The organism is Nocardia sp. GTS18 (assembly GCF_013839555.1).
Lineage (GTDB): Bacteria > Actinomycetota > Actinomycetes > Mycobacteriales > Mycobacteriaceae > Nocardia > Nocardia rosealba.
On the sequence record NZ_JACBIU010000004.1, the window covers coordinates 71,381 to 95,923 of the forward strand.

Sequence of the window (24,543 nt, forward strand, 5' to 3'; positions counted from 1 at the left end):
CGTTCTGAGGAAGTGGTGCGCGTGCGAATCGATCTGACCGGGAAGACAGCGTTGGTCACCGGCTCCACCCAGGGCATCGGCGCGGCCATCGCACAGGGTCTCGCCGACGCGGGTGCCCGCGTGGTGGTCAACGGGCGCACCGCCGACCGGGTGGACGCGGCGGTCGCCGACATACGCGCTACCGGTGGGGACGCGCTCGGTGTCGCCGCCGATGTCACCACCGAGGAGGGAGCCGAGCAGCTGCTGCGCGAACTGCCCGACGTCGACATTCTGGTGAACAACCTCGGCATCTTCGAGGCGGTGCCCGCGCGCGAGATCACCGACGCGCAGTGGCGGTCGTTCTTCGAGGTGAATGTGTTGTCGGCGGTGCGGCTGATCCGGGCGTACCTGCCCGGCATGACCGAGCGCGGGTGGGGTCGCGCCCTGCAGATCGCCAGCGATTCCGCCGTGGTCACTCCCGCCGAGATGATCCACTACGGCGTATCCAAGACCGCGCTGCTCGCGGTGACCCGTGGCTTCGCCAAAGATGCTGCGGGGACAGGCGTCACGGTGAATTCGGTGATCGCCGGACCCACCCACACCGGTGGCGTGGAGGAGTTCGTGTACCAGCTGGTCGACCGGTCGTTGCCGTGGGACCAGGCGCAACGCGAGTTCATGCGCGTGCACCGCCCGCAGTCCCTGATCCAGCGGCTGATCGAACCGTCGGAAATCGCGAACATGGTCGTGTACCTGAGTTCGCCGCTGGCATCGGCGACGACCGGCGGAGCCCTGCGCGTCGACGGCGGCTATGTCGATTCGATCCTGCCGTAACGCCCTTGCCAGGCGGCGAGCCAGCCGATCTCCATCGCCGCGTCGATGCGGATCGTGCCCTTGGGGACATAGATCAAGTCGATCGTCAGCAACCATCCCGCTGTGGTGAGACCGAGCCGACGTGCGCTCGCCAGACCTGCCGGTGTGCGCGCTGCCGTCAGCTGCACGAGGCCGTTGCCCGCGAGCAGCCCGGCGACGGTGAACTGCAGCCAGCGGTCGTACTTCTGGCCGAAGATCGCCTCGAAGCTGCGTCTGTTGAGGAGCGGCCATACGCCGCCGACAACGTTGAAGGCGCCGTGCGCGCGGGCGAGAGCCGCGGCTGGAGCCGGCCTTGTCGAACGATCGTCGGCGGACATCGCACTCCTCACAGAGAAGGGCTGGATGTTCGCCGCGTACCCCCACGGCGAGTGCGAAAACACACGAGAACGAAAGCGGGCGGGCCGGCTCCAGGGAGTGGGTGGTGCGGGTAGTGCGGTGCCGACCCGCCCGCACACTATTCGTGCGTGGGGGAGTGGTGGATGGGTGCAGGTGGCTGCAGGAACACCTACGTGCATCTCATCGCAGAGTGAGCGGGGTCGCCGCGTCGATGTGCGTCAGCTTCTGCGGGTTGCGCACGTAGTAGATGCCGGTTATCCGGTCGTCCTCGACGCGGACGGCGAGCACACCGTCGCGCTCGCCGTCGATGGACACCGCGAGCGCGGGTCCGCCGTTGACCAGCGTCGGCTCGACGACGAGGTCGACAGCGTGCTTGGTGAGGCCGCCGACGATGAAGCGCGACACCTTGTCGGCGCCGACAACCGGGCGCGGATTGGCCTGCTTGATTCCGCCCCCGTCGCTGACCGCAACCACGTCCGGCGCGAGAACATCTAGCAATCCCTGCAGGTCACGGGTTTCCAGCGCTCGCTGGAACGCTTCGATCGTGGCTTCGGCCTGCTGTGCGCTCACCGTGCGCCTCGGCTTGCGTTCCTCCACGTGCCGGCGGGCGCGGCTGGCGATCTGGTGCACGGCGGCGGGCGACTTGTCGACCGCCGCCGCGATCTCGGCGTAGCTGATGCCGAACGCCTCGTGCAGCACGAACACCGCGCGTTCGGTCGGGGTCAACGTCTCGAGCACCAGCATCAATCCCATCGACACGCTGTCGGCGAGTTCGACATCGGCGGCGACGTCCGGTGCGGTGAGCAGCGGTTCCGGCAGCCACGAACCGACATAGGACTCCCGTCGCCGCTTGAGCGAGCGCAATCGGTTCAGCGCCTGGCGGGTGGTGATGCGCACCAGGTACGCGCGCCGGTCCTCCACCTGCTCCAGGTCGGCCTTCACCCACCGCAGCCAGGTCTCCTGCAGTACGTCCTCGGCGTCGGCCGCCGAGCCGAGCATCTCGTAGGCCACCGTGAACAGCAGATTGCGATGCTGCACAAAGGTTTCCGTCGCGTCGACGGGAGTGGTCATCGTCGGTTCTCCTGTCCGTGGCTCAGACTGTGGTGATCGTGGCGCGGCGGTCGCGCAACACCTGCGGACGGTGTTTGCCGTCCTTCGGCCAGGAGTGCGAGCCGGGCTTGTTCGCCTCGGTGACCAGGTGCTTCACGCTCGCCGCGCACGAGAACTCCTTGAGCGCGCGACCGGCCGGGCCGGTGAAGTACAGGCCCATCGCGGTGTCGTCCTTGTGGCCGAGCTGGAAGATTCCCGCTCGGCGGCCGAAGCTGATGCACATGGCCTGGAAGGCCAGGTCGATCGAGGTGGGTTCGGTCCCATCGATGCGGTGCGCGATGGTGTCGGCGGCGTGCGCGCCGAGGCAACCGGCCACATAGGCGCTCATCCGGAACGGCAGGTCCGAGGGTGCCGACGAGTCACCGGCCGCGACGATCCGGTCGTCGTCGACGCTGGTCAGTGTCTCGTCGGTGAGCAGCCGCCCGGCGGCATCGGTACGCAGTCCACTGTGTGCCGCCAGTTGCGGTATCCCGAAACCCGCTGCCCAGATGGTGATCTCGCTGGGCAGGGCCGTTCCGGTCGCCAGCCGCACCGACGTCTGCGTCACCTCGGTGACGACCGATTCGGGGCCTTCGAGCAACCCGACACCCAGTTTCGTCAGGTACTTGCGGGCGGTTCGCCGGGCACGGGGATGCAGGTACGGGCCGAGCGTGCCGCCGCAGACCAGGGTGACCGAACGGCCCTGTTCGGCGAGTTCGGTCGCGGTCTCGATCCCGGTGGGGCCGCCGCCGACCACGGTCACCGGCGCAGACATGGCCCGGTCGAACAGGATCGACCGCAACCGCTGCGCTGCCTCCAAAGTGGCGACCGGATAGGCGAATTCGGCGGCACCGGGCACCTGCGGTTCCGCAGCGCCGCTACCGGCGGCGTAGACGAGGTAGTCGAAGTCGAGGTCCGCGCCGTCGGCCAGGGCGACGCGGCGGGCGCCCGCATCGATCCCGGTGACACTGTCGACGACCAGCGAGACACCCTCGGCCAGCACGTCTCGGTAGTCGACGATCGCGTCGTGGGTTCCACCGACCAGCTGATGCAGGCGCAGCCGGGGCACGAAGACGGGGCGCGGGTTGATCACGGTGATCCGCACATCCTGGCGCGCGCTGAGCCGATTGGCCGCCATCACCCCGGCGTATCCGCCGCCGATCACGACCACGTGGTTGGTGTTCATGGTGTCTCCTTCGCTCCGAGGGGTTCGAGCACAAGACACCGCACGGGCGAAGATCCTGACACGATGTGACTCAGATCACCAGCGGGTCTACCAAGCCTCGATAAGTGGGCTGTCGTGGTCGGTGCGCTGCCACCGCTGGGCGAAACGAGCCAACCGGGCCGGGTTGGCGATGGCGCGCAGACCCGCGATCCGGTCGTCGCGTACCTCCATGATCGCCACGCCGAGGACCCGGTCGTCGAGCGTGAACACGAGGGCCGGGCAGCCGTTGACCAGGGCGGCGTGGAGATCGGGCACGCGACCGTCGAGGTGGCGTCTGATCGTGTCGGGCCGCAAACCCGCCCGCATGGCGATCGCCAGCCGCGACGGGCCGCTGAACCGCACGAGCTTGCGGGCGGTTCCGCCCACACCGTCGGAAGTACCGGTGGCGTCGGCGGTGAGCAGGGCGACGAGCTGTTCGGTGCGCCCCGACGACGCGGCCGCGACGAACGCCTCCACGATGCGTCGCGCCGCCACGTGGTCGGTGCCGGTTCCGTTGCGTGCGGCGGTGATCCGGCGCTTGGCGCGATGCGCGTGCTGCTGACTAGCCGATTCGCTGATGCCGAGAATGTCGGCGATCTCGGCATGGCTGTAGGAGAACGCTTCGCGCAGAACATAAACGGCGCGTTCCACCGGTGTCAGCTGTTCGAGCAGCATGAGCACCGCCAGCGTCACCGACTCCCGTTGTTCGGCGGTGTCGGCGGGCCCGAGCATCGGGTCGCCGTCGAGCAGCGGTTCGGGCATCCACGCGCCCACCGCCCGTTCGCGACGCACTTTGGCGGAGCGCAGACGGTCGAGAGCCAGATTGGTGACGATCTTGGTGAGCCAGGCCTCGGGTACCTCGACGTGGTCGCGATCCGCGGCCTGCCACCGCAGAAAGGCATCCTGCACCGTGTCCTCGGCATCGGCGGCCGACCCGAGCAGGCGATACGCGAGCGAGGCCAACCGGTCGCGGTTGGCCTCGAAACGCGCGACGGTCGCGGTGTCCATGAGCACGACTCTAGGCGGCGATAACCCCGCGCGACGGTGCGCCCGCGGCCGCACGGTAGTGGTGGTCGAGCTTGCCGAACGTCGGGTGGCTGATCGCCCAGCCGCTGGTCCCCACGATGGCCGACTTCACCCAGGCGGCGGGCCTGCCGCACAGCGCGCCCGGCTTGGCGCGGGCATCGCCGTCGACGAACTGGAAGATCGCGTCCTTGCGCCCGAGGCTGACGTGGTTGCCGACGTAGCTCAGCGAGGTCCGCTTGATCGCGCGTCCGGTGAGTTCACCGATGATCGTCGCCGTGGCCTGCTGTCCGGTGAACCCGGCCGACGCGCACGACATCGGCAGCGGCTGACCGTTCCCGCCGATGACGAACGCGCTGTCGCCCGCGACGATCACATTCGGGTGCGACACCGACCGCAGCTCGCGATCCGCGGTGATCTGCCCGTCGGGTTCCACCGCGAGTCCACTGGCGGCGGCGATCGGGTGGACGGCGAATCCGGCCGCCCACACCGTCGCGTCGGAGACGAAGGCGGTGCCGTCGGCCGCGAACACCGCGCGCTGTTCGACGCGCTCGGCCGTGGTGTGCTCGTGCACGGCGATGCCGAGCCGGTCGAAGGCTCGCAGCAGATGCCTGCGCGCTTTCGGCCCGAGCCAACCGCCCACCTCGCCGCTGGTGGCGAGAGTGACCCGCAGGCCGGGACGGGCCTCGGCGATCTCCGTCGCGGCCTCGATGGCGGTGAGATTTCCGCCGACGATCAGCACGTCGCCGTGCGCCCCCAAGTCGTCGAGGCGGGCGCGTAGCCGCAGCGCCGAGGGCCGCGCGGCCACGTTGTAGGCGTGTTCGGCGACGCCCGGGACGCCGTGGTCGGCGATGGTGCTGCCGAGCGTGTAGAGCAGGGTGTCGTAGCCGAGGTGGCCGCCTTCGGCGAGGGTGACCCGACGCCGGTCGACGTCGAGGGCGGTCACCCTGGCCACCCGCAACCGGATGCCGGTGCCGGCGAAGACCTCGGTCAGCGGACGATGCGGCAGGTCGTGTCCGGCGGCGAGCTGATGCAGCCGCAACCGCTCCACGAAGTCCGGTTCGGCATTGACGACGGTGATCTCGACGTCGTCGCCGTGCAACTGGCGGGCAAGGAAACCGGCGCTGAAGGCCCCGGCGTATCCGGCCCCGAGAACAACGATGCGGTGCTTCATGATTCGCTCCTGTCTGGTTCGCGTACACCCTGAACGAGACAGCTCCCGAATTCCTGACAGCGCGATCGAGTGAACTGGACCACACGCTGATCGAGCGCTTAGTGTTCCCCTATGTCACACCTGGACGGCGAGCCGACTGTGCTCATCTACGGCGCCTACGGATACACCGGTGAACTCGTTGTCGCCGAAGCACTCTCGCGCGGATTACGGCCGCTGATCTCGGGTCGCTCGGCCGAGCGGGTCGGTGAAGTCGCCGCCCGGCACGGCCTGACCGCGCGCCCGTTCGACCTCGCCGACCCCGACAACGCCGCCGCGCAACTCGCCGACGTCGACATCGTGCTGCACTGCGCCGGACCGTTCGTCCACACCTACGCACCGATGCTCGAGGCCTGTCTGGCCAGCGGAACCAACTATCTCGACGTGACCGGCGAGACGCAGGTATTCGCCGCGATCTACGCCCGCCACGACGACGCGGTGCGTGCCGGGATCACCGTGATCCCCGGCGTCGGCTTCGACATCGTCCCGACCGACCATCTCGTGGCTCGCCTGGTCGGCGACGTGCCCGACGCGGTCGGCGCCGACGTGGCGATGATCAGCCGCGGTGGTTTCAGCCGGGGCACGTTGCGTACGGCGGTCGACGGCATCGCCCGCGGCAATCTGGTGCGTTCCGGCGGTGACCTGGTCGCGGTGCCGCACGCGCACCGTGCCCTGACGATCGATGTGGGCCGAGGTCGTCCGGTCGGTGTCGCGAGTACGCCACTGGGCGATGTGTGCAGCGCGGGCTACGGCTACGGGCTCACCGAGGTGGCCACGTTCACCGCCGTTCCGTTGTCGCCGGTGGTGCGGGCGCTGAGCACGCCGCTGCGGTTCGTCACGGCCAGCGGGGTCGGTCGGACCGTCACCGACCTGGTGATCGACCGTATTCCGGTTCCCGACCAGGCGACCCGCGACGCCACTCGCAGCACCGGTTGGGCCCGCGTCTACCGAGCCGACGGCAGCGGCCTTTCGCTCGCCGTCGACGTGTCCAACACCTACGCCTTCACCGCGCATTCGATGGTGCATGCGGCGATCACCCTGCACTCCCGGCCCGCTCCACCCGGCGCGCACACCCCCGCGAACGCGCTCGGCGCCGACTTCCTGCTGTCGATCCCCGGTGGGGACATCAGTTGGCCCTTCCCGGCGCCACGGCCCGCCTGAGCGGCGATTGAGGACGCCGACCCAGGGTAAGCGCGCCGTGTCAGGAAGGCAGGTGACCCCATGACCTCGATGGATCCCGACCCGCGCAATACCCCCGACCTCGAGCCGGGTGGGGGCGTACCGCCGGCTCCACCCCGCCGGAATCGCCGCAGACCTCCGGTTTGTCGGCGCCGGAACCGAGCACCCGCCACCACTTCCCGATCACCGGCATCGGTGCCGTGGTCGTCACGCTGGTGCTCGTAGCCGTGTTCGCGGCCGTGATCGTCGGGGTGATCGCCGCGATGTAGAGACACCGCGACGCGCGGAAATCCCGCAGGTCGCGGGATTTGTGCGCCAGACTGTGCGCATGCCGACATTTGCCAGGGTGTTGCACACAGTTGTGGCCGGGGCGCTGGTCGTCGCGGCTGGTCACGGCGTCGCGGGCGCCGCACCGTCCGGGAGCGCCGAGGCGCCGTGGGCGGGCGGACCCGAGGGCGTGCAGGCCGCGGGAGCGGCGCTCGCCGACGGATTCACCGGCACGGTGCTGTGGGGTCGCGAGGCGAACACCCCGGTCCCGATCGCCAGTATCGCCAAGGTGATGACCGCCGTGGTCGCGATCAGCACCGGTGACCTCGAACGACCGGTCACCGTGCCGGCCGAGGCGGGCGCCTACTGCGCCCAGCACAACGGCAGCACCGCCGGACTCACCGCGGGTGAGGTGCTCACCGCCCGCCAGCTCCTCTACGCGCTGCTGCTGCCCTCGGGTTGCGACGCCGCCTATGCCATCGCCGAGTCCTTCGGTCCCGGCCAGGCCGGTTTCATCGGCCGCATGAACGACGCCGCCCGGGTGATGGGCTTGGGCGCCACTCAGTTCACCGATCCCAGCGGGTTGCCCAACCCGACGGACAATTCCACGCACTCCACCCCGGCCGCGCTCGTCGCGCTCGGCGTGCGCGCGATGGCACTGCCCGCCTTCCGTGAGATCGTCGCCGCGCGCGACCACCACGTCCCGGCCGACCACGACAACCGTGAACACCATTGGGAGACAACGAACAAGCTGCTGCACGAATACCCCGGGGCCATCGGCCTGAAGACCGGCAACACCAACGCGGCCGGGCACTGCCTGCTGTTCGAGACGGTGCGCGCGGGCATCCCGCTGATCGGGGTTGTGCTGCACAGTTCCGACACCAGCAGCGCGGTCGCCCGCGAAGACGCCACCCGAATCCTGAACTGGGCCTACGACCCCGTCCTGAGTGTGTTGGAGCCCATCGGCGTGCGCTGAGGGCCGAGCGAGGGTCGGCGCGGTCGCACGATCGCCAGTAACCTTTGCCCGTGATCACGTTGGGCAAAGGCGCGGCTCGGCCGAAGACGGCATTGGCCGCGGTCGTGACGGTGGTGTTCGTAACCTTCCTCGATACGACAGTGGTGAGTGTCGCGCTCGGCGCGATCCGGACCGAACTCGGCACCGATGTGACACTGCTGCAGTGGGTGGTCAACTCCTACACGGTGGTTTTCGCCGGGCTGATGCTCGCCGGCGGATCGCTCGGTGACCGGTTCGGGCGCAAGAAGGTGATGATCGCCGGTCTGGTGATCTTCTGTGCGGGATCGGTGGTTTCGGCGATGGCGAGCACCGTCGGCATGCTCATCGCCGGGCGGGCGATCATGGGGCTCGGCGCGGCGGCTTCGGAGCCGGGGACCCTGTCGGTGCTGCGCCACATCTTCCCCGACGACCGGGCGCGCGCGAAGGCGATCGGTGTGTGGGCCGCGGTATCGGGTTTGGCGTTGGCGGCCGGGCCGGTGCTCGGCGGTGTGCTCGTGCACGCGTACGGGTGGCGGTCGATCTTCTGGTTCAACCTGGTGATCGGCGCGGTGGCGCTCGTCGCGGCGCTGTGGTCGGTGCCCGAGAGCTCCGACCCGAGTCCCGAACCCATCGATTGGGCGGGTGCCGTGCTCGGTGCCACCGCGTTCGGTGCGGTGATCTACGCCGCGACCGTCGGTCAGGATCGTGGGTACACATCCCCGCCGGTGCTGGGCTTCTTCGCGCTCGGTGCCGTGGCGCTGGTGGCGTTCGTCTTCGTCGAAACCCGCGCTCGCGCACCGATGCTCGACCTGAAGTATCTGCGGATGCCCGTGGTGCGCAGCGCGCTCGTCGTCGCGTTCGCCGTGTACTTCGGGATCTTCTCGATCTTCTTCTTCACCGCGATGTATCTGCAGGTGACGCAGTCGTATTCGGCCGCGCGTACGGCCGCGATCTTCGCGCCGATGGCCGGGACCATCGTGATCGGGTCGCTGGCCGCCGGGTTCTGGGTGTCGCGCCGGGGTGCCCGCGTGCCGATGATCCTCGGCTGTGTGGTCGGTGCCGGTGGCATTCTGCTCACCCGTCAGGCGATGAGCGGAACACTGCACGATCCGACGATCGCGGCGGCGATGGCGGTGGCGGGCATCGGGTTCGGAATCGCCGTCGTGCCGTTGACCTCGGCAGTGATGACGGGCGTGCCACCGCAGCACTCGGGAATGGCTGCGGCCGTGACGAATACGATGCGCCAGGTCGGTTCCGCGTTCGGGGTGGCGATCCTCGGCGCGGTCGTGAGCTCGTTCCTCTCCGCGGACCTCAAGGCCAAGATGACCGAGCTGGGCGTGCCGACGACCCTGCAGCCCGATGCCGTGGAGGCCGTCGAACGCGGTCGCCTGCCCGAGGGTGCCAACCCGTTCAAGTACCTGCCCTACATCAGGGATGTGATGGACGCGGGCAAGGCGGCCTTCCACCAAGGCCTCGACGCGGCCCTGCTCGCCTCGGCGATCCTCATCCTCGCCGCCGCGGTCTTCACCGCCGTCGACGAACGACCCCGCAAACGACAGCAGCTGGCCGAGACCGTCTGAGCACATCACCGGTGGGAATGGGCGCCAACCCCTAGTCCCCCTAACTCCGCGCTGAGGCACCCCCAATCCTCGCGCCGACCCATGACCTGCGCAAATCCGTCCCATACAGTGATCTCAGACCCGGTCGCACCGCATCATTCCCCGCCCCGAAAGGACGAGGCCATGACCGCCCACCGAGCTCCGAGCACCCCTCTCCAGCGCAACTTCGGCCAGATGCGCCGCGCCCTGCCCACCCCTTGGACAGCCGCCCTGTCCGATCGCCCCGCTCCCGGCACAACAACCCGCGCCCGCCCGGTGCTCCGCATCCACGCACTCGAGGGCTGACCCCTCAGAGGAACGAGTCGTCCATCTGCGCGGTGAGGGGCCCTGCTGTATCACCGGTATTGCGAACACCCGCAGGCTCGATCAGCATCGCGTGCACCTCACCGTCCGCAACCGGACAGTGCTCGACCCCTCGCGGCACCACGAACATCTGCCCCGACCGCAGCACGATGTCACCGTCTCGCATCCGAATAGTCAGTTCGCCCGCGACGACGAAGAACAGCTCATCGGTCTCGTCGTGTTTGTGCCACACGAACTCACCCTCGAGCTTCACCAGCTTGATCTCATAATCGTTGACTCGTGCGACCACTTTCGGCGACCACCGCTCCGAAAACGCCGACAGAGTGGCCGCCACGTCGACTACTTTGTTCGCCATACACCGATCCTGGCACTCGACGGACCTGGATTCGCAACGGATCGCTACATTCTCCCCACGTTTTCGGCGGATCGGCCGGATAGGTTTCCGGTGTGAGCGAGCGGAAACGGGTGTGGGTGTGGCCGGTGGTGAGCGTCGGCGTCATGATCGCGGCGGTGGTGACGAGCCTGCATTCGGGATGGGTCGTGACCGTGCTGTGGATTCTGGCGCTGCCGTTGCTCGCCGCGTTCTGGTTGGCGCTGGTGGTTGTCGCGGTGACCGCGGTGTGGCGCACGACGAGGGGTGGACGGCGATGGCCACAGGTCGTCACCGGTGTCGCGGCCGTCGTGAGTATCGGTGTGCCGGTGATGTTCTACCTCTGGCCGCAAGCGCGGGTGTGGGCACGGTTTCAGCTCGAGCGTCCCGCATTCGACGCGGCGGTGGCCAGGGATCTGAGTGTGCGGGACTACTACGGGACCGACCTGCCGACGCATCTTTGCTGGGTGTCGGCCAATTGCAAGGTGGCCGTGGTGCGGACCGCCGACGACCACACGGCGCGCTTCGTGCCCGACTATGTCGGGATTCCCGACGGCGCAGTCGGTTACGCGCACCTGGACGGTGAACCACCCGCCGAGCCGTTCGAGGTGTTCGGGGACCAGCTGTGTCCGGTCATCGAATTGGGTGACGGGTGGTGGTGGCTGGGCCAGTGCGGATAACGGCTCAGCCGAAGAAGGAACTGCGGACAGGGCCGGGGGAGCGGACGGGGGTGCGGGGGCCGAGGAGCCAGCTGTCGGCGGTGGTGGTGACGAAAGTGGTGAAGGTGGGGTCGAGGTCGGGTGGGGTTTCGCCGTCTCCGGTGTCGGGGGTGGGGTCGGCGGCCGCGATCTCGGCGGCGATCTCCGATTCGGGGCGGGCGTCCGCAGGCACCGGTTCGAGGCCGTTCTCGCCGACACGCTGGGTGGGTGCCCAGGGCGCGATGACGGTCTGGTGGAGCAGGCCGCTGATGTCGGCTGTCACCGGCGGAGGCTGAGTCCAGCAGGTGGCGTGTTCGAACAGGATCTGACCGGGGGCGCGCTCGTGCAGGGTGACGACCAGGTCGGGGTCGACGGTGCGCAGGTCGTAGGCGACGACGAGGGTGTCTTCGGCGCCGGGCTCGTAGTCCTGGGTGGGGAGGTCGAGGACGCGGGCCGTGGCGAGACCGAGGATGCGATCCGCCCGATCGGGGAGCAGCGACACCGTACGTGGCGCACGGTCGGCCGCCGACAGTGCGAGACCCACGCGGTGGATGCTGTATCGGCACAGGGCGGCGTTGTCGCCCAGATACGCCCAGCGCCCGGTCATTCCGGCGTCGAATCCGTACGGCGACATCGTCGCGAGGTAGCCGCCGGTCAGGGTGAACTGCCAGCCACGCAGATCCCGATGGTCCAGGGCGCTCACGGCGGCCGCACGATCGGCGCGAATCAGCATGCGGCTCACCCGATCACGGGCGAACACCCAGTCGTCGTCGGGTTCGGGCAGGTCGGCGAACTCGGCGCGGGCGGTGGCCGGATCACCCGCCAGGATCGAGTTGTACACCAGCAGATAGTGTTCCGCCCACTCGCGCGGGCTCGAGGCATACCGCCCCAACACCTCGACGGCTTCGGCATGACGGTGTTCGTCCTCCAGCGCGGCGACCAGCTCCGCGAGCGCCTGGCGCACAGTGGAATCCACCCGCAACGCTTCGTGCAGAACCGGGACCGCGGCGAACGACAGGCCGTACTCCACACAGTCGTAGCCGAGCATCGTGAGCGCGCGTGCATCGGTGGCGTCGGGGAGTGCCGCCCGTGCGCTGGTCGCCAGCGGTTCCAGCTCGGCGGCGTCGGCCAGCTCGATCAGGAAGGTCACGAGTTCGGGGAGCGGAAGCTGCTCGGCGACCGGCCGCAGAGAACGCACGGACCCGCCGAGATCCCCCTGGGCGAGCAACTCGCGAGCTTCGTTCAATTCGATTGTCATCGCCACCATCCTGGGTGAGAAGCGAGTCGGCGGCAACTGGGATTCGCCTCCGAACGGTGTCTCGATGAATTCTCAGACCCCGGCAGCTGTCAACCGGCAATCCGCTTCCATCACCATCCATGCGCTCAACTGGATCGAGAGGTCCTGGGGCGGCTCGGTCCCTGAGTCGCCGAGCCGGTTCAGTCGGGCAGGCACCGCGACCGGACGAGACCAGTCCGATCCGAACAGCGGCAGTCCGTCGACCTCGGCCCGATGCTCCCACGCCGCCCGTGCGGAGGCATGCACGATCCCCGCTGCGGTCGTATCGCCGAGCACCAGTGCGGTTTCGGTGAGATAGCGCGCGAGGATACCCATGAACAACCCGGAGTCGTCATCGGTGGCACCACTGATCACTCCGTTGTCGGTGAGGAGTTCGCCGACGGCACGCACCAGGTCCCGCGCACGCTCGCGGTACCCGGATTCACCTGTCCGCGCGAACAATTCGGTATCGAGGCCGATCGCGACACCCTGGCAGTAGGTGTGCACCGTGCGGTCCATCGAGCCGCTCGGCTCGTGCACACCGTCGAGAATCAGCCCGCTGGCGGTATCACGCAGCCGGGTGTGCAGAAACTCCGCGAGCCGCACAGCGCGGGGGAGATCGCCGAGCCGGGCCAACGCGATACCTGTCGGGCCGATCGCGGGTGTGTTGTAGAAGTCGTCGCCGGAGCGCCACGGTACCGCGCCGAGCACCGGATTCCAGCCGTCGACCACCGCGGAGCGCAGGTCGGCGAGCGCGTCGTCGAACCGCACGTCGAGCAACCGTTGCGCACGTTCGAGCGCGATCAGCAACCACGCCATGTCGTCGTAGTACCGGTTCGTCCACCCGGTGACATTGCGGGTCCGGATGCCGCGTGCCAGCGCGACCACCCGGTCGACCCGCTCGGGGGTGCGGGCGCGATGGGCGGCGTCGATCGCACAATCGACCAGGTGGGCCTGCCACCAATAGCACCAGCGCCCGAACGACTGATCGGTGAGCGACGCGGGCCAGACCAGCGTGCCGAGCTGTCGCTGCGGCAGCCCCCACAGCGACCGCACATGCCGCGCGACGATCGCGCGCTCGGCCAGATCCGCGCGCCGCTCACACTCCCCGGGCACGGCCGCGGCGCCGCGCGTGATCGCCGCGGTCCTGGTCGGCTGGGCCAGGGCGGTGAGCGCCACCGCCGCGCCCGCACCCCACAGCACCCGACGTCGGCTGATCCCGTCGCCACGCCGTTCCACTCGACTCCCTTGCTGGACACCGTCTCCGGGTCCGGCACCGTATCGCTGCTGTCCGGCGTCGGCATGGCGAGCAGCTGAACCGCGCGGGTAGCGCACGAATCGATCGGTTGAACACCGTGACAGCCCGCCTGGGGGAGGCGTCGATACGCGACACGAGAAATGTTCAGCCGCAAGATGTCTCACCATTTTCAGGCCACGGCGGCTACGGTGGTGCCGTGGCAGGGACGAGATGTCCCACCGGCCCGCTGATCGTGCGGGTGCTCGAAGGCCACGGCGTCGAAGAACCATCGCAGCGATACCGAGCTCGACAGTGCGGATACACCGGCGTATTCGTCCTGATCGGCAGCGGTAGCGTGCTGATGTCGTTGGGGTAGCCAGGATGTGACGAGCACGATGCTGACAAGTAGCCGACAGCAGCAGTTTTCGTGTCGAAGTCGTGTCTTCGTACGAGTCTTCCCCAAAAACGTCCGCGATGCGGTAACTTAGCGGCTGCTTTGCCAATGATTGTCTGTGTGAAAGGAATTGGATTCATGGGATTCGAGGCCACGGGAGCGATCGGCGACCACTACAACGAGGCCGGTGGCGCGTCGAGCCCCCTCGGTGAGCCGATCTCGGCCGAACTGGACGCCCCGGGCGGCGGCAAGTACCAGGAGTTCACCGGCGGCGTCATCTACTTCAAGCTCCCCACCGGAGCCAAGACCGTCTACGGCGCGATCCGTCAGGCGTGGGAGGCCGAGGGCGGCGCGGGCGGCCGTCTGGGCTACCCGACCTCCGACGAGCAGGACATCGAGGGTGGCAAGATCAGCCACTTCGAGAACGGTTCGATCAGCTACTCGATCGCCGACGACGCGGTGACGATCAACGCCTAGCGTGTGATCTGCACAGGTGGGCACCGATCCGACGGGTCGGTGCCCATCGTCGTCTCCGGGTAGTGATTGCCCGGTGCCTGCGTATTCGGTCCGGCGCGGGGTACACGCCACCCACCTCTGTTGTCGATGATGGGAGGCGTCATGGTGAATGTCGACGAGAAAGGCGCGGCCGGGCGCGGCGGTAAGCTGCACATCCCGCGCAGTCGCGGCGCGCTGGGCGGTCTGGCGGTGCTGCTACTCGGTATCTGGGGCGCGCTCATACCGTTCATCGGTCCGTACTTCGATTTCGCCTACACCCCGGACGAACCGTGGGTCTGGACGACGGCGCGCGGCTGGCTGCAGGTGCTGCCCGGCGTGGTCGCCATCGTGGGCGGCCTGCTCATGCTGATGAGCCGCAATCGGGTGGTCGCGAGCTTCGGCGCCTGGCTCGGTGTCGCGGCGGGCGCCTGGTTCGTGATCGGACCGTTCCTGGCCGCCTGGTTCCGGCTCGGGGACATGGGTGAACCCGTGGCCGGATCGGACGTCAAGCGCGCACTGCTGCAGCTGACGTTCTTCTACGGGCTCGGCGCGCTGATCCTGTTCTTCGCCGCGAGCTCGCTGGGCAGGCTGTCGGTGCGCAGCACCCGTGACATCGCCTTCGCCGAACGCACCCGCGTCGTCGGCGACGATCGGGCTCGCGTCGTGGAGGAAGAAGTCGTCCCCACCGAGGGAGCGCACACCCGAGGGTTCGGAACGCGCGGTATCCGGCACCGCCCGGTGTGAGCGGTCAGGCGGTCTTGACCGTGACCACCGTATCGGCGCTGGGGTAGTCGAGGACGCGCAGCCGCCCGGTGACCAGGTCGACGGTATCGGCGACCACGCGACCGGCGCGCCGCGCGTCGTCGGCGAAGCTGGTGCTCACCACCCGGTAGCTGCGTTTGGCGGTGAGCACGATGTCACCCGCGCGCAGGTGCCCGGCGGACCGGGGTGCTCCTTCGGCGTCCTCGGCCGCGCCGGTTCCCCTGATGAGCTCGATCAACTTCAGCACTGTGTTCTCCCAGTATGTGAAAACGCCGTCTGACGTCCCGCGCGCCGGGTCGGCGAGCGGTATCCAGCTCTCTGTACCCCGAATCGTGATGGTTGAACCCTCCGATTCCGGGCACTCCTCGCCATTCGGCAGACCCGTGATCGAGGCGTCCAGGAAATTCCCAGGTCAGACGCAGGTCTGCTCCAGTCTCGCCGGTCACCGTCGGTGTCATGACCGACACAGAGACCGCCACCTGCGCGGCAACCGTGGCCGAGGTGATCACCACCCCCGGGGTGGACGTGGTCGTCCCGGTCCACAACGAGGAAAACGACCTGGCCGACTGCGTGCGCAGGCTGCACGCCTTCCTGCATGACGGGTTCCCGTTCAGCGCGCGCATCACCATCGCCGACAACGCTTCCACCGACAACACGCTGGTGATCGCCGAACACCTCGCCACGGAACTGGACGGTGTGCGGGTGGTGCACCTGGACCGCAAGGGCCGCGGGCGGGCACTGCACGCGGTGTGGGGCGGCTCCGATGCCCGGGTGGTCGCCTACATGGACGTCGACCTGTCGACCGACCTCAATGCCCTGTTGCCGCTCGTCGCGCCGCTGATGTCGGGGCATTCCGATCTCGCGATCGGTTCCCGGCTCGCCACGGCGGCTCGGGTGGTGCGCGGGCCCAAACGGGAGCTGATCTCCCGCGGCTACAATCTGCTGCTGCGCACCTGCCTGCAGGTGCGGTTCTCCGACGCTCAATGCGGCTTCAAGGCCATGCGCGCCGAGGTGGCCCGCGAGCTGCTGCCGCTGGTGCGCGATCGTGAGTGGTTCTTCGACACCGAAGTGCTCGTGCTGGCCGAGCGGGCGGGGCTGCGCATCCACGAGGTGCCCGTCGACTGGATCGATGATCCCGACAGCCGTGTCGACATCCTCGACACCGCGCGCAAAGATCTGCTGGGGATGTGGCGGGTCGGCCGGGAACTGGTGAGCGGGCGCCTGCCGGTCGCGGAGCTGCGGGCCGCCATCGGGCGAGAACCGCTGGTCCCCGGTGTGCCGGTGGGCATGGTCGGGCAGCTGGTGCGTTTCGCCCTCGTCGGAGTGCTTTCGACGCTGGCCTATGTGGCGCTGTATCTGCTGATGCAACCGGCCGTCGGTGCGCAGGCGGCGAATCTGCTCGCCCTGCTGGTGACAGCGGTTGCGAACACCGCGACCAACCGCGCCTTCACCTTCGGCATCCGCGGCCCGGAAAGGCGTGCCGCGCAGCATGTTCAGGGGCTGCTGATCTTCCTGTTCGGTCTCCTGATCACCAGTGGGTCGCTGTTCGCATTGCATCGGTGGGCGTCGGGCGCGTCGGTACAGGTGGAGCTGGCTGTGCTGGTCGTCGCGAATTGTGTTGCCACGCTTGCCCGTTTCGTCGGGCTGCGCTGGGTTTTCCGTGGTGCGGGTGATCGCCGATGACCGCGCTGACGACGAAGCCGGAGGCCGAATCGGTAGTCGAGAACTCGTTGATACGACCACGATGGGAGTTTCCCGCTCTTGCCGCGCTGCTGATCGGCACGGCGGTGGCTTATCTGTGCAACCTGACCGCAAACGGCTGGGCCAACTCGTTCTACGCGGCCGCCGTGCAGGCCGGCTCGGTATCGTGGAAGGCGTTCTTCTTCGGATCGTCGGACGCGGCGAACGCGATCACGGTCGACAAGACCCCGGCCGCACTGTGGCCGATGGAGTTGTCGGCGCGAGTATTCGGATTCGGCAGCTGGAGCATGCTGGCACCGCAGGTACTGATCGGCGTCGCGTCGGTGGCGCTGTTGTGGGCGACGGTTCGCCGCTACCACGGTGCGGCGGCCGGTCTGCTCGCCGGTCTCGTCCTTGCTCTGACTCCGGTGGCGGCGTTGATGTTCCGCTTCAACAACCCAGACGCACTGCTGGTGTTCCTGATGATCGCTGGGGCCTGGGCGATGTTGCGCGCCACCGAATCCGGGCATTGGCGCTGGCTGGTGCTGTGCGGGCTGTTCATGGGATTCGGGTTCCTGGCCAAACAGCTGCAGGTGTTGCTCGTTCTCCCGGCGCTGGTCCTGGTGTACCTGTTCGCGGGGCCGCCGAAGCTGGGTACCCGGCTGCTGCAACTGTTCGCCGGCGGTGCGGCAATGGTCGTGGGTGCGGGCTGGTGGGTGCTGATCGCGCAGCTGTGGCCGGTCGACTCGAGACCGTACTTCGGTGGCTCCCAGAACAATTCGATCATTGAGCTGACCCTCGGCTACAACGGTCTCGGTCGGCTCAGCGGTGACGAGACGGGCAGCGTCGGTCCCGGTGGTGAACTTCCCGCCGGTGGCAACGGAATGTGGGGGCAGACCGGCATCACCCGCTTGTTCGACTCCGCTCAGGGCGGGCAGATCGCGTGGTTGCTGCCTGCCGCGCTGATCCTCGCCGTCGTGGCACTGGTCGTCTACGGCCGTGCACCACGCACCGATCTGCGACGGGCATCTGTAATGCTCTGGGGCGGTTGGCTGCTCGTGACCGGGCTGGTCTTCAGCTTCATGAAAGGAATCTTCCACCAGTACTACACGGTCGCCCTCGCGCCCGCGGTCGCCGCGCTGACCGCGATCGGCGCTGTCCTGCTCTGGCGGCATCGAGACCGGGTGTCGGCACGGGTGTGCGCCGCCGCGACGATGGGCGTTACCGCGGCCACCGCCTGGGTATTGCTCTCGCGCACCAGCGATTTCGTACCTTGGCTGTGGTGGGTGATCCTGGTCGGCGGTCTCGGAGCAATGCTCGCGCTGCTGGTGCCGCCCGCACCGAAGCGGTCGGCGTTCGCGGCCCTGCTCGCCGGGACTGTCGCGCTGAGCGGGCCCGCCGCCTATACCGCCGAGACCATCGCCTCGGTCAATGCCGGGTCAATTCCCAGCGCGGGCCCGAAAGTCCGTGGCGGACGGGGCATGCCAGGACCCGGGGGCGAAATGCCGGACGGGCGAGGCGCAATGGGAGGTCGTGACTACGCGCCAGTGGGCAGCACAGCGCCCGCAGGTGGAGATCCCGGCAACGGTTCCGGTCGGGTCGGTGCACCGAGCGGGACGGCCGAGACAACTGCGCCCGATGGGGGCGCTGGTGGAGGTGCTGGGCCGAACGACGGGGCCGACGGCGGCGGCTTCCTCGGTGGGGCGAGCCAGGTGAGCGACAAGGTGATCGCGCTGCTCACCGCCGACGCGGACAACTACACCTGGATCGCTGCGGCCACCGGCTCGAACTCCGCCGCCACCTACCAACTGGCCACCGAACTGCCGGTGATGTCGCTGGGCGGGTTCAACGGCAGCGACTCGTTCCCTACGCTCGCTCAGTTCGAGCAGTACGTGGCCGACGGCCGGATCCACTACTTCATCGCGGGAGGCGGTCCCGGGGCGCGGGGCGACGATGCGATCGCCGCCTGGGTGGCGGCGAACTTCACCGCCGTGCAGGTCGACGGCGTCACCGTTTACGACCTGATCAGCTGAAAGCTGTTCACAGGAAACGCCCAGTTTCCTTCCAGGTCCGTGTGCGGTGGGCCAGCCATGCTGAATCCATGACCGTCGAACCACCCGAAGCCCGCATCCTCGTCGTCGACGACGAGCCGATGATCGTCGAGCTGCTGAGCACCAGCCTGCGATTCCAGGGCTTCGAGGTGGCGACGGCCGCCGACGGTGCGGCCGCGCTCGACACCGTACGCCGCTTCCGCCCCGACGCCCTGGTCGTGGACGTGATGATGCCCGGCATGGACGGCTTCACCCTGCTGCGCAGGTTGCGTGCCGACGGTGTCGGGGCGCCCGTGCTGTTCCTGACCGCCCGCGACCAGACCGAGGCCAAATTGACCGGCCTCGGTCTCGGCGCCGACGACTACGTGACCAAACCGTTCAGCCTCGAGGAGGTGATCGCCCGCATCAGGGTGATCCTGCGGCGTGCGGGCGCGGCCGCTCCGCAACGCAACCCCCGGCTGCGTGTCGCCGACATCGAGCTCGACGACGAGAGTCACGAAGTGTGGAAGGCGGGGGAGCCGGTGAGCTTGTCGCCGACCGAATTCACCCTCCTGCGCTACTTCATGGTCAACGCGGGCAAGGTGCTGAGCAAGCCGATGATCCTGGATCACGTGTGGCACTACGACTTCGGCGGTGACGCGAATATCGTCGAGTCGTATGTGTCGTATCTGCGGCGCAAGATCGACACCACCGAACCCAAACTCATCCACACGCTGCGCAGCGTCGGATACGTGCTGCGGGAACCGAGGTGAGCGTCTCGGCTCGGGCCGCACGGCGTTTCGCCGCTGTGCCGCTGCGTGTCGGGCTGGTGCTCGTGCTGCTCGCGCTCGCGACGGTGGTGCTCACCGCGGTGGGAGCGGTGGTGACCTCGGTGATGTCGAACTCGCTCACCGACCGGGTCGACGAACAGCTCATCGACGCCGCGCGGACCTGGGCACAGCCGAGAGCGATGAAGCAGGTCACCGACTCGGCGGGCAACACCCGCTGGGTGCCCGCCGACGCACCGAACGCCATGCCGATGGAAGGGGAGCAGCCGCGCCGGTTCGCCGAGATCCGCACCGGACCCGACGGCGAGGTCTATCTCGAGTCACCCGGCGCCACCGACGGCTCGTCCGGGCTGCCGGACGTCACCGGTGACGAGCGCGGCCCGCGCACAGTCGGATCCCGCAGCGGTCCCGACACAGACTGGCGGGTGCTGACCACCACGAACGGCCACGGCTCGGTCACCGTCGGCATGTCGTTGTCGGAAACCAGGCAGACGATCATGGGCCTGCTTCTGGTGCAGGTTGTCGCGGGTGTCGCCGTGTTGCTGCTGCTCGGCATCGTCGGCTATCTGGTGGTGCGGTGGAGTCTTCGCCCGTTGCGGGCGGTGGAGGAGACAGCGGCCGCTATCGCCGACGGTGATCTGCACCGCCGTGTTCCGGTGCGCGATGTCGACACCGAGGTCGATCATCTCGCCCGCTCACTGAACGTGATGCTCACCCGGATCCAGGACGGTGTCGCCGCGACCGAGGCCTCCGAGGCGGCGGCGCGGCGTTCCGAGGCGCGGATGCGTGAGTTCGTCGCCGACGCCAGCCACGAATTGCGCACCCCGCTCACCACCATCCGGGGATTCGCCGAGCTGTACCGGCACGGGCACCGCACCGACCCCGAGACCCTGTTCGGCCGGATCGAGGCCGAGTCCATCCGGATGGGCGGACTGGTCGGTGACCTGCTGACGCTGGCCGATCTCGACGCCAACCGCCCCCTCGAGCGGGCGCCCGTCGACCTGCTGGCCCTGGCGCGGGACGCGGTCGGCGACGCCCACGCCCGCGAGGCCGGACAGCCCGTCGCTCGCGCGATCGAGCTGGAAGTCGCCGGTGACGGAGCGATGGTCGTGGTCGGGGACGAAGCACGACTGCGACAGGTCATGGCGAACCTGGTGGGCAACGCGCTCACCCATACCCCGCCTGGGACCCCGGTCACCGTGCGTCTGCGCCCGGGTGAGGACGAGGTGGCCTTCGATGTCGTCGACGAGGGGCCCGGCCTGCCGGCGGAAGCCGCGTCGCGGGTGTTCGAACGGTTCTATCGCACCGACAACTCCCGCACCCGGTCCAGCGGCGGCTCCGGCCTCGGGCTGTCCATCGTCGCGGCACTGGTGGCGGCCCACGGCGGGCACGTCGGTGTCGAGAGCACACCTGGTCGCGGCGCCACGTTCACCGTGGTGCTGCCCAACGACATGCGCTGACTAGGCCGTGACCGGGGCAGGCTCTCGGTGCACCGCGCGGCGGCTGATGAGCGCGCCGAACAGCGTGGCCAGCGGCGTCATCAACACGGCGTACACGGCGGCGGGCACCGCGATGCGCGCACTGTCGAGGACGGTGATCGCCAGGGTGATGGCGATCGCGCTGTTGTGCACGCCGACCTCCATCGACGACGCGATCGCCTGCGGCGGGCTCACCCCGAACGCGAGCGGCACCAGATAACCGGTGGTGAGGCTGATGACGCAGAACACCATGGTGATCGCGCCGACATCGAGGAAGTAGCCGCCGATCGCCGTCCGGTCCGCGATCATCGTGACCGCCACGATCACCGCGAGGATCAGCACCGACGCGATCCGCACCGGCAGATCCATCCGGCCCGCGAATTCCGGGGCCCGGCGCCGCACCTGCATGCCGATCAGGACCGGGATCAGCACGATAGCGATCACCTGCACGGTCTTGCCGAACTGCAACCCCAGCTGACCGGTCTCGTTGTCGGCGAACTGGTGGATGGCCAGATTGGTGACCACCGGCACGGTCACCACACACAGCATCGAATTGACCGCGGTGAGCGTCACATTCAGTGCCACGTCACCACGGAACAGGTGACTGAACAGATTCGCGGTCGCCCCACCCGGCGAGGCGGCGAGCAGCATCATCCCCACCGCGAGCAACGGCTCGAGGTCGAACAGCATCACCAACCCGAACGCCACCGCGGGCAACACGATCACCTGACACACCAGGGCCACCGCGACGGCCTTCGGCGCCCGGGCGACCCGCGTGAAATCGGCCCCGGTCAACGACAGGCCGAGCCCGAACATGATGACGGCCAGCGCGGGCGGCAGCGCCGTGGAAAGAAACGAGGAGTTCATGCACCACCGATCGTCGCGGAACCCCTACCTTATGCGGCAAGAGCTTTCGCCACACCGCTGTTCGAGCGAACCCGGGTCCGGGCAGCGTCGGGCAGCGATGTGGCGAAGGTCCGTGAGCAGGTCTCAGGCGGCGAGGGCGTGGGCGTCGCGTGGCCACCGCTGATGTGCTGCGTCGATGACGTAGGGATGGGTGTGCTGGTAGAGCCGGTCGGTGATGCGAACGGCGTCGGCCAGGCGGGCCGGATCGATGGTTCCGATCTCGTGCAGGTGGGTGATCTCGGCCGGGTCATGGCGGGGCCAGGACCGCAGCGCGACGGTGGTTCCGAGGGCGGCCAGACCGAGCAGCACCAGCCAGGTGGTCGTGAAACCGGCTGCGGTGGTGAGCCATCCGGCGATCGGATAGGTGAGCAGCCACGCCAGGTGCGACAGCGAGAACTGCGCGGCGAACAACGCGGCCCGGTCGGCGGGTTGCGAGGACCGCCGCAGAATCTGCCCGGTCGGGGTCAGGACGGCGGCAGTGCCCGCCCCGATCACCGCCCACACGGCGCCTGCCGCGATCCAGCGCCACTGTCCCGCCGCGGCATTCGACAGCGCGACGGCCGCGCCGAGTCCGGTCATCAGGGTCGTGGCACCGCTCAGCATCACCGGCCGGGGGCCGACCCGGTCGAGCACCCGCGGCAACGACAGCGCCACCACCATGGTGCCGAAACCGTTGGCGGCCAGCAGGATCGCGACACCGGTCTGCGAACCGCCGAGCGTGTCGCGCACATAGTTGACGGTGTTGACCATGATGACCGACCCCGCCGCCGCGACCACCAGGTTCAACCCGAGTAGCCCGCGCAGCCTGGGCGTCGCGGCGAAGATCCGCATTCCCACCGCGATCCGCTGCCGGAAACTGCCACCGGTGGTCGCACCCGCGTCGGGAATCCTGGTGGAGACCACGAGGACGGCCGAGACCACGAAGCCGATGGCGGTGCCGACGAACAGCCAGTGGAAGCTGATCAGGGTGAGCGCCGCCGCCGCGAGCATCGGGCTCAGCAGCGTCTCCATGGTCGCGGCCAGCTGGGCCGCCGACAGCGCCCGGGTGTAGTCGCGTTCGTCGGGCAGGATGTCGGGGATCACCGCCTGATACGTCGGAGTGAAGGCCGCTGATGCGGTCTGCAGTACGGCGATGAGTACGTAGATGTGCCAGATCTGGTCGATGAACGGCAGCGCGAGCACCACGGCACCGCGCACCGCGTTGAGCGAGACGAGGAAGAGCCTGCGCGGGAAACGATCGGCATAGGCGGCGACGATCGGGGCGACGGTCACGTACACCAGCATCTTGATGGTGAGCGCGGTGCCGAGCACGGCCCCTGCCTCGGCGCCCGCCAGTTCGTAGGCGAGCAGACCCAGTGCGACCGTGGTCAATCCGGTGCCGAACAGCGCCGTCATCTGGGCGGTGAACAGCCGGAGGTAGTCGCGGTTGGCGAACAGCGAGGTGATCATGCTCCGAAGGTACGACTTCGCGGCCTTAAAGTAAACCCCTAGGGGGTATGGGTATCGAATCTGCGGATTCGGGCCCGATAGCTCCCTGACCGGGTGCGATAGGGGATACTTCGTAGGTGACGTTGAGTGAACAATCAGTACCGGACGCGGTCACCGCGATCAGCCAGGTGATCGGCGCCGAGGCCTGCTCGGGCATCGGTTCGTTCCAGTTCTGGTTCGCCGACGGGCGCTGGGAATGGTCCGACGAGCTCGCCGAGATCTACGGCTACGGCCCCGGTGAGGTCGAGCCGACCACCGAGCTGCTGCTGTCGCACAAGCACCCCGACGACCAGCAGGACCTCGGCACCGCGATCACCTGCGCCATCGACGCGGGCGAACCGGTGTGTGGCAGGCACCGCATCATCGACACCCGAGGCACCGAGCACGAGGTGATCATCGTCGGCGACCACCTCACCGACGACGACGGCACGGTGATCGGCACCACCGGCTACTACATCGACGTCACCCAGCGTTTGGAAGAGGAACGCAAGGAGACCCTCGACGAGACCCTGCCCGAACTGATCGAGGCGCGCGCCGCCATCGAGCAAGCCAAGGGCGTACTCGTCCTCATGTACGGCGTCGGCCCCGACCAGGCGTTCAAGGTGCTGCGCTGGCGCTCCCAGGAGACGAACACCAAACTCCGCGACCTCGCCGCCCAGCTCGTCGAGGACGCCCGCGGCCTCGAACCCCAGGTGCCTGGTTGCCGGACCCGCTTCGACCACCTGCTGCTGACCGCGCACGAACGGGTCGATCAGACCTGATCCGGTAGCGGAATCCGGCTGTATACCAGACTTTTTCGGGTCCTCGGCGAGCCGTCGTCGCGTCGCTACTCAGTGCTAGTGTGCGAATCGTCGGCGCCCTCTGTGCC

Annotated in this window: 25 protein-coding genes and 1 pseudogene; 14 read left to right on the forward strand and 12 right to left on the reverse strand. The window is 68.5% G+C overall.

All coding sequences use genetic code 11. The features are described 5' to 3' along the window. Positions 1–21: 21 nt before the first annotated feature. Positions 22–810, forward strand: coding sequence for an SDR family oxidoreductase (locus HYG95_RS06600; protein ID WP_181697103.1), 789 nt, complete (start codon positions 22–24; stop codon positions 808–810). Here HYG95_RS06600 and HYG95_RS06605 read toward each other — a convergent pair. From HYG95_RS06605 to HYG95_RS06625, 5 genes are all read right to left on the reverse strand, one after another. Further along, on the reverse strand, positions 786–1,166 hold the full coding sequence (locus HYG95_RS06605; protein WP_181697104.1) for a hypothetical protein: 381 nt from the start codon (positions 1,164–1,166) through the stop codon (positions 786–788). The two genes, HYG95_RS06600 and HYG95_RS06605, sit on opposite strands and share 25 nt — an antisense overlap. A gap of 199 nt (positions 1,167–1,365) precedes the next feature. Next, positions 1,366–2,256, reverse strand: a complete 891-nt coding sequence (locus HYG95_RS06610) for an RNA polymerase sigma-70 factor (protein WP_181697105.1) — start codon at positions 2,254–2,256, stop codon at positions 1,366–1,368. 22 nt (positions 2,257–2,278) lie between these two features. Further along, entirely contained in the window at positions 2,279–3,460 is a 1,182-nt protein-coding gene (locus HYG95_RS06615; protein WP_181697106.1) for an NAD(P)/FAD-dependent oxidoreductase, read from the reverse strand. An 87-nt stretch (positions 3,461–3,547) separates the two neighbouring features. After that, positions 3,548–4,486: a sigma-70 family RNA polymerase sigma factor gene (locus HYG95_RS06620; RefSeq protein ID WP_181697107.1), complete on the reverse strand. Its 939-nt coding sequence runs from the start codon at positions 4,484–4,486 to the stop codon at positions 3,548–3,550. A gap of 10 nt (positions 4,487–4,496) precedes the next feature. After that, positions 4,497–5,675, reverse strand: a complete 1,179-nt coding sequence (locus HYG95_RS06625; protein ID WP_181697108.1) for an NAD(P)/FAD-dependent oxidoreductase — start codon at positions 5,673–5,675, stop codon at positions 4,497–4,499. Between the two features lie 111 nt (positions 5,676–5,786). Here HYG95_RS06625 and HYG95_RS06630 point away from each other — a divergent pair, with 111 nt between their 5' ends. The 5 genes and pseudogenes from HYG95_RS06630 to HYG95_RS06650 all read left to right on the forward strand — a co-directional run bounded on the left by HYG95_RS06630 (position 5,787) and on the right by HYG95_RS06650 (position 10,055). Further along, the gene (locus HYG95_RS06630) at positions 5,787–6,872 is read left to right on the forward strand and encodes a trans-acting enoyl reductase family protein (RefSeq protein ID WP_181697109.1); all 1,086 of its coding nucleotides are present in this window, start codon (positions 5,787–5,789) and stop codon (positions 6,870–6,872) included. Positions 6,873–6,932: 60 nt separating this feature from the next. Then, positions 6,933–7,159: pseudogene (locus HYG95_RS06635) on the forward strand (DUF6480 family protein). 77 nt (positions 7,160–7,236) lie between these two features. Then, the gene (locus HYG95_RS06640; protein ID WP_181697110.1) at positions 7,237–8,133 is read left to right on the forward strand and encodes a D-alanyl-D-alanine carboxypeptidase family protein; all 897 of its coding nucleotides are present in this window, start codon (positions 7,237–7,239) and stop codon (positions 8,131–8,133) included. Between the two features lie 50 nt (positions 8,134–8,183). Then, positions 8,184–9,731 (forward strand): MFS transporter, encoded by a 1,548-nt coding sequence (locus HYG95_RS06645; RefSeq protein ID WP_370465701.1) that lies wholly within the window; start codon positions 8,184–8,186, stop codon positions 9,729–9,731. Between the two features lie 162 nt (positions 9,732–9,893). Next, a complete protein-coding gene (locus HYG95_RS06650) occupies positions 9,894–10,055 on the forward strand; it encodes a hypothetical protein (RefSeq protein ID WP_181697111.1) in 162 nt (53 codons plus the stop codon). A gap of 4 nt (positions 10,056–10,059) precedes the next feature. Here the strand turns inward: HYG95_RS06650 and HYG95_RS06655 are convergent, their stop codons facing one another. Beyond that, positions 10,060–10,428, reverse strand: a complete 369-nt coding sequence (locus HYG95_RS06655) for a cupin domain-containing protein (protein WP_181697112.1) — start codon at positions 10,426–10,428, stop codon at positions 10,060–10,062. A gap of 92 nt (positions 10,429–10,520) precedes the next feature. Between HYG95_RS06655 and HYG95_RS06660 the strand changes: the two genes are divergently transcribed. Further along, positions 10,521–11,123, forward strand: coding sequence for a hypothetical protein (locus tag HYG95_RS06660; RefSeq protein WP_181697113.1), 603 nt, complete (start codon positions 10,521–10,523; stop codon positions 11,121–11,123). Between the two features lie 4 nt (positions 11,124–11,127). On the opposite strand, the gene HYG95_RS06665 is transcribed toward HYG95_RS06660, so the two are convergent. The 3 genes from HYG95_RS06665 to HYG95_RS06675 all read right to left on the reverse strand — a co-directional run bounded on the left by HYG95_RS06665 (position 11,128) and on the right by HYG95_RS06675 (position 14,048). Then, positions 11,128–12,399 (reverse strand): lipopolysaccharide assembly protein LapB, encoded by a 1,272-nt coding sequence (locus tag HYG95_RS06665; RefSeq protein ID WP_220139153.1) that lies wholly within the window; start codon positions 12,397–12,399, stop codon positions 11,128–11,130. A gap of 72 nt (positions 12,400–12,471) precedes the next feature. After that, on the reverse strand, positions 12,472–13,656 hold the full coding sequence (locus HYG95_RS06670) for a glycoside hydrolase family 76 protein (RefSeq protein WP_370465702.1): 1,185 nt from the start codon (positions 13,654–13,656) through the stop codon (positions 12,472–12,474). A gap of 188 nt (positions 13,657–13,844) precedes the next feature. Next, entirely contained in the window at positions 13,845–14,048 is a 204-nt protein-coding gene (locus HYG95_RS06675) for a hypothetical protein (protein ID WP_181697116.1), read from the reverse strand. A gap of 138 nt (positions 14,049–14,186) precedes the next feature. Between HYG95_RS06675 and HYG95_RS06680 the strand changes: the two genes are divergently transcribed. Further along, positions 14,187–14,525: an LGFP repeat-containing protein gene (locus HYG95_RS06680; protein WP_067489573.1), complete on the forward strand. Its 339-nt coding sequence runs from the start codon at positions 14,187–14,189 to the stop codon at positions 14,523–14,525. 141 nt (positions 14,526–14,666) lie between these two features. Beyond that, positions 14,667–15,287 (forward strand): hypothetical protein, encoded by a 621-nt coding sequence (locus HYG95_RS06685; protein ID WP_181697117.1) that lies wholly within the window; start codon positions 14,667–14,669, stop codon positions 15,285–15,287. Positions 15,288–15,291: 4 nt separating this feature from the next. On the opposite strand, the gene HYG95_RS06690 is transcribed toward HYG95_RS06685, so the two are convergent. Next, the gene (locus HYG95_RS06690) at positions 15,292–15,552 is read right to left on the reverse strand and encodes a hypothetical protein (protein WP_181697118.1); all 261 of its coding nucleotides are present in this window, start codon (positions 15,550–15,552) and stop codon (positions 15,292–15,294) included. Positions 15,553–15,761: 209 nt separating this feature from the next. Between HYG95_RS06690 and HYG95_RS06695 the strand changes: the two genes are divergently transcribed. The 4 genes from HYG95_RS06695 (at position 15,762) to HYG95_RS06710 (ending at position 21,263) form a co-directional block, all read left to right on the forward strand. After that, positions 15,762–16,988, forward strand: coding sequence for a glycosyltransferase (locus HYG95_RS06695; RefSeq protein ID WP_181697119.1), 1,227 nt, complete (start codon positions 15,762–15,764; stop codon positions 16,986–16,988). Further along, positions 16,985–19,018 (forward strand): glycosyltransferase family 39 protein, encoded by a 2,034-nt coding sequence (locus HYG95_RS06700; RefSeq protein WP_181697120.1) that lies wholly within the window; start codon positions 16,985–16,987, stop codon positions 19,016–19,018. The genes HYG95_RS06695 and HYG95_RS06700 overlap by 4 nt, the downstream gene beginning before the upstream one ends. A gap of 68 nt (positions 19,019–19,086) precedes the next feature. After that, positions 19,087–19,788 carry a response regulator transcription factor gene (locus HYG95_RS06705; protein ID WP_181697121.1) on the forward strand — a complete coding sequence of 234 codons (702 nt, stop codon included), beginning with the start codon at positions 19,087–19,089 and terminating at the stop codon, positions 19,786–19,788. Further along, the gene (locus HYG95_RS06710; RefSeq protein ID WP_370465703.1) at positions 19,785–21,263 is read left to right on the forward strand and encodes a sensor histidine kinase; all 1,479 of its coding nucleotides are present in this window, start codon (positions 19,785–19,787) and stop codon (positions 21,261–21,263) included. Before HYG95_RS06705 ends, HYG95_RS06710 begins: the two co-directional genes overlap by 4 nt. Here HYG95_RS06710 and HYG95_RS06715 read toward each other — a convergent pair whose 3' ends face one another. Further along, positions 21,264–22,148: a bile acid:sodium symporter family protein gene (locus tag HYG95_RS06715; RefSeq protein ID WP_181697122.1), complete on the reverse strand. Its 885-nt coding sequence runs from the start codon at positions 22,146–22,148 to the stop codon at positions 21,264–21,266. Positions 22,149–22,271: 123 nt separating this feature from the next. Next, positions 22,272–23,636, reverse strand: coding sequence for an MFS transporter (locus tag HYG95_RS06720; protein WP_220139154.1), 1,365 nt, complete (start codon positions 23,634–23,636; stop codon positions 22,272–22,274). A 116-nt stretch (positions 23,637–23,752) separates the two neighbouring features. On the opposite strand from HYG95_RS06720, the gene HYG95_RS06725 reads away from it, so the two are divergent. Next, a complete protein-coding gene (locus HYG95_RS06725) occupies positions 23,753–24,436 on the forward strand; it encodes a PAS and ANTAR domain-containing protein (RefSeq protein ID WP_181697123.1) in 684 nt (227 codons plus the stop codon). Positions 24,437–24,543 lie beyond the last annotated feature (107 nt).

Excerpts from the sequence above, each read along its gene's own strand:
- HYG95_RS06695 (WP_181697119.1), top strand. The coding sequence starts at position 15,762 with ATGACCGACACAGAGACCGCCACCTGCGCGGCAACCGTGGCCGAGGTG.
- HYG95_RS06705 (WP_181697121.1), top strand. The coding sequence starts at position 19,087 with ATGACCGTCGAACCACCCGAAGCCCGCATCCTCGTCGTCGACGACGAG.
- HYG95_RS06720 (WP_220139154.1), bottom strand. The coding sequence starts at position 23,636 with ATGATCACCTCGCTGTTCGCCAACCGCGACTACCTCCGGCTGTTCACC.
- HYG95_RS06715 (WP_181697122.1), bottom strand. The coding sequence starts at position 22,148 with ATGAACTCCTCGTTTCTTTCCACGGCGCTGCCGCCCGCGCTGGCCGTC.
- HYG95_RS06685 (WP_181697117.1), top strand. The coding sequence starts at position 14,667 with ATGGTGAATGTCGACGAGAAAGGCGCGGCCGGGCGCGGCGGTAAGCTG.
- HYG95_RS06615 (WP_181697106.1), bottom strand. The coding sequence starts at position 3,460 with ATGAACACCAACCACGTGGTCGTGATCGGCGGCGGATACGCCGGGGTG.
- HYG95_RS06630 (WP_181697109.1), top strand. The coding sequence starts at position 5,787 with ATGTCACACCTGGACGGCGAGCCGACTGTGCTCATCTACGGCGCCTAC.
- HYG95_RS06650 (WP_181697111.1), top strand. The coding sequence starts at position 9,894 with ATGACCGCCCACCGAGCTCCGAGCACCCCTCTCCAGCGCAACTTCGGC.
- HYG95_RS06610 (WP_181697105.1), bottom strand. The coding sequence starts at position 2,256 with ATGACCACTCCCGTCGACGCGACGGAAACCTTTGTGCAGCATCGCAAT.
- HYG95_RS06625 (WP_181697108.1), bottom strand. The coding sequence starts at position 5,675 with ATGAAGCACCGCATCGTTGTTCTCGGGGCCGGATACGCCGGGGCCTTC.
- HYG95_RS06655 (WP_181697112.1), bottom strand. The coding sequence starts at position 10,428 with ATGGCGAACAAAGTAGTCGACGTGGCGGCCACTCTGTCGGCGTTTTCG.
- HYG95_RS06700 (WP_181697120.1), top strand. The coding sequence starts at position 16,985 with ATGACCGCGCTGACGACGAAGCCGGAGGCCGAATCGGTAGTCGAGAAC.
- HYG95_RS06665 (WP_220139153.1), bottom strand. The coding sequence starts at position 12,399 with ATGACAATCGAATTGAACGAAGCTCGCGAGTTGCTCGCCCAGGGGGAT.
- HYG95_RS06605 (WP_181697104.1), bottom strand. The coding sequence starts at position 1,166 with ATGTCCGCCGACGATCGTTCGACAAGGCCGGCTCCAGCCGCGGCTCTC.
- HYG95_RS06680 (WP_067489573.1), top strand. The coding sequence starts at position 14,187 with ATGGGATTCGAGGCCACGGGAGCGATCGGCGACCACTACAACGAGGCC.
- HYG95_RS06620 (WP_181697107.1), bottom strand. The coding sequence starts at position 4,486 with ATGGACACCGCGACCGTCGCGCGTTTCGAGGCCAACCGCGACCGGTTG.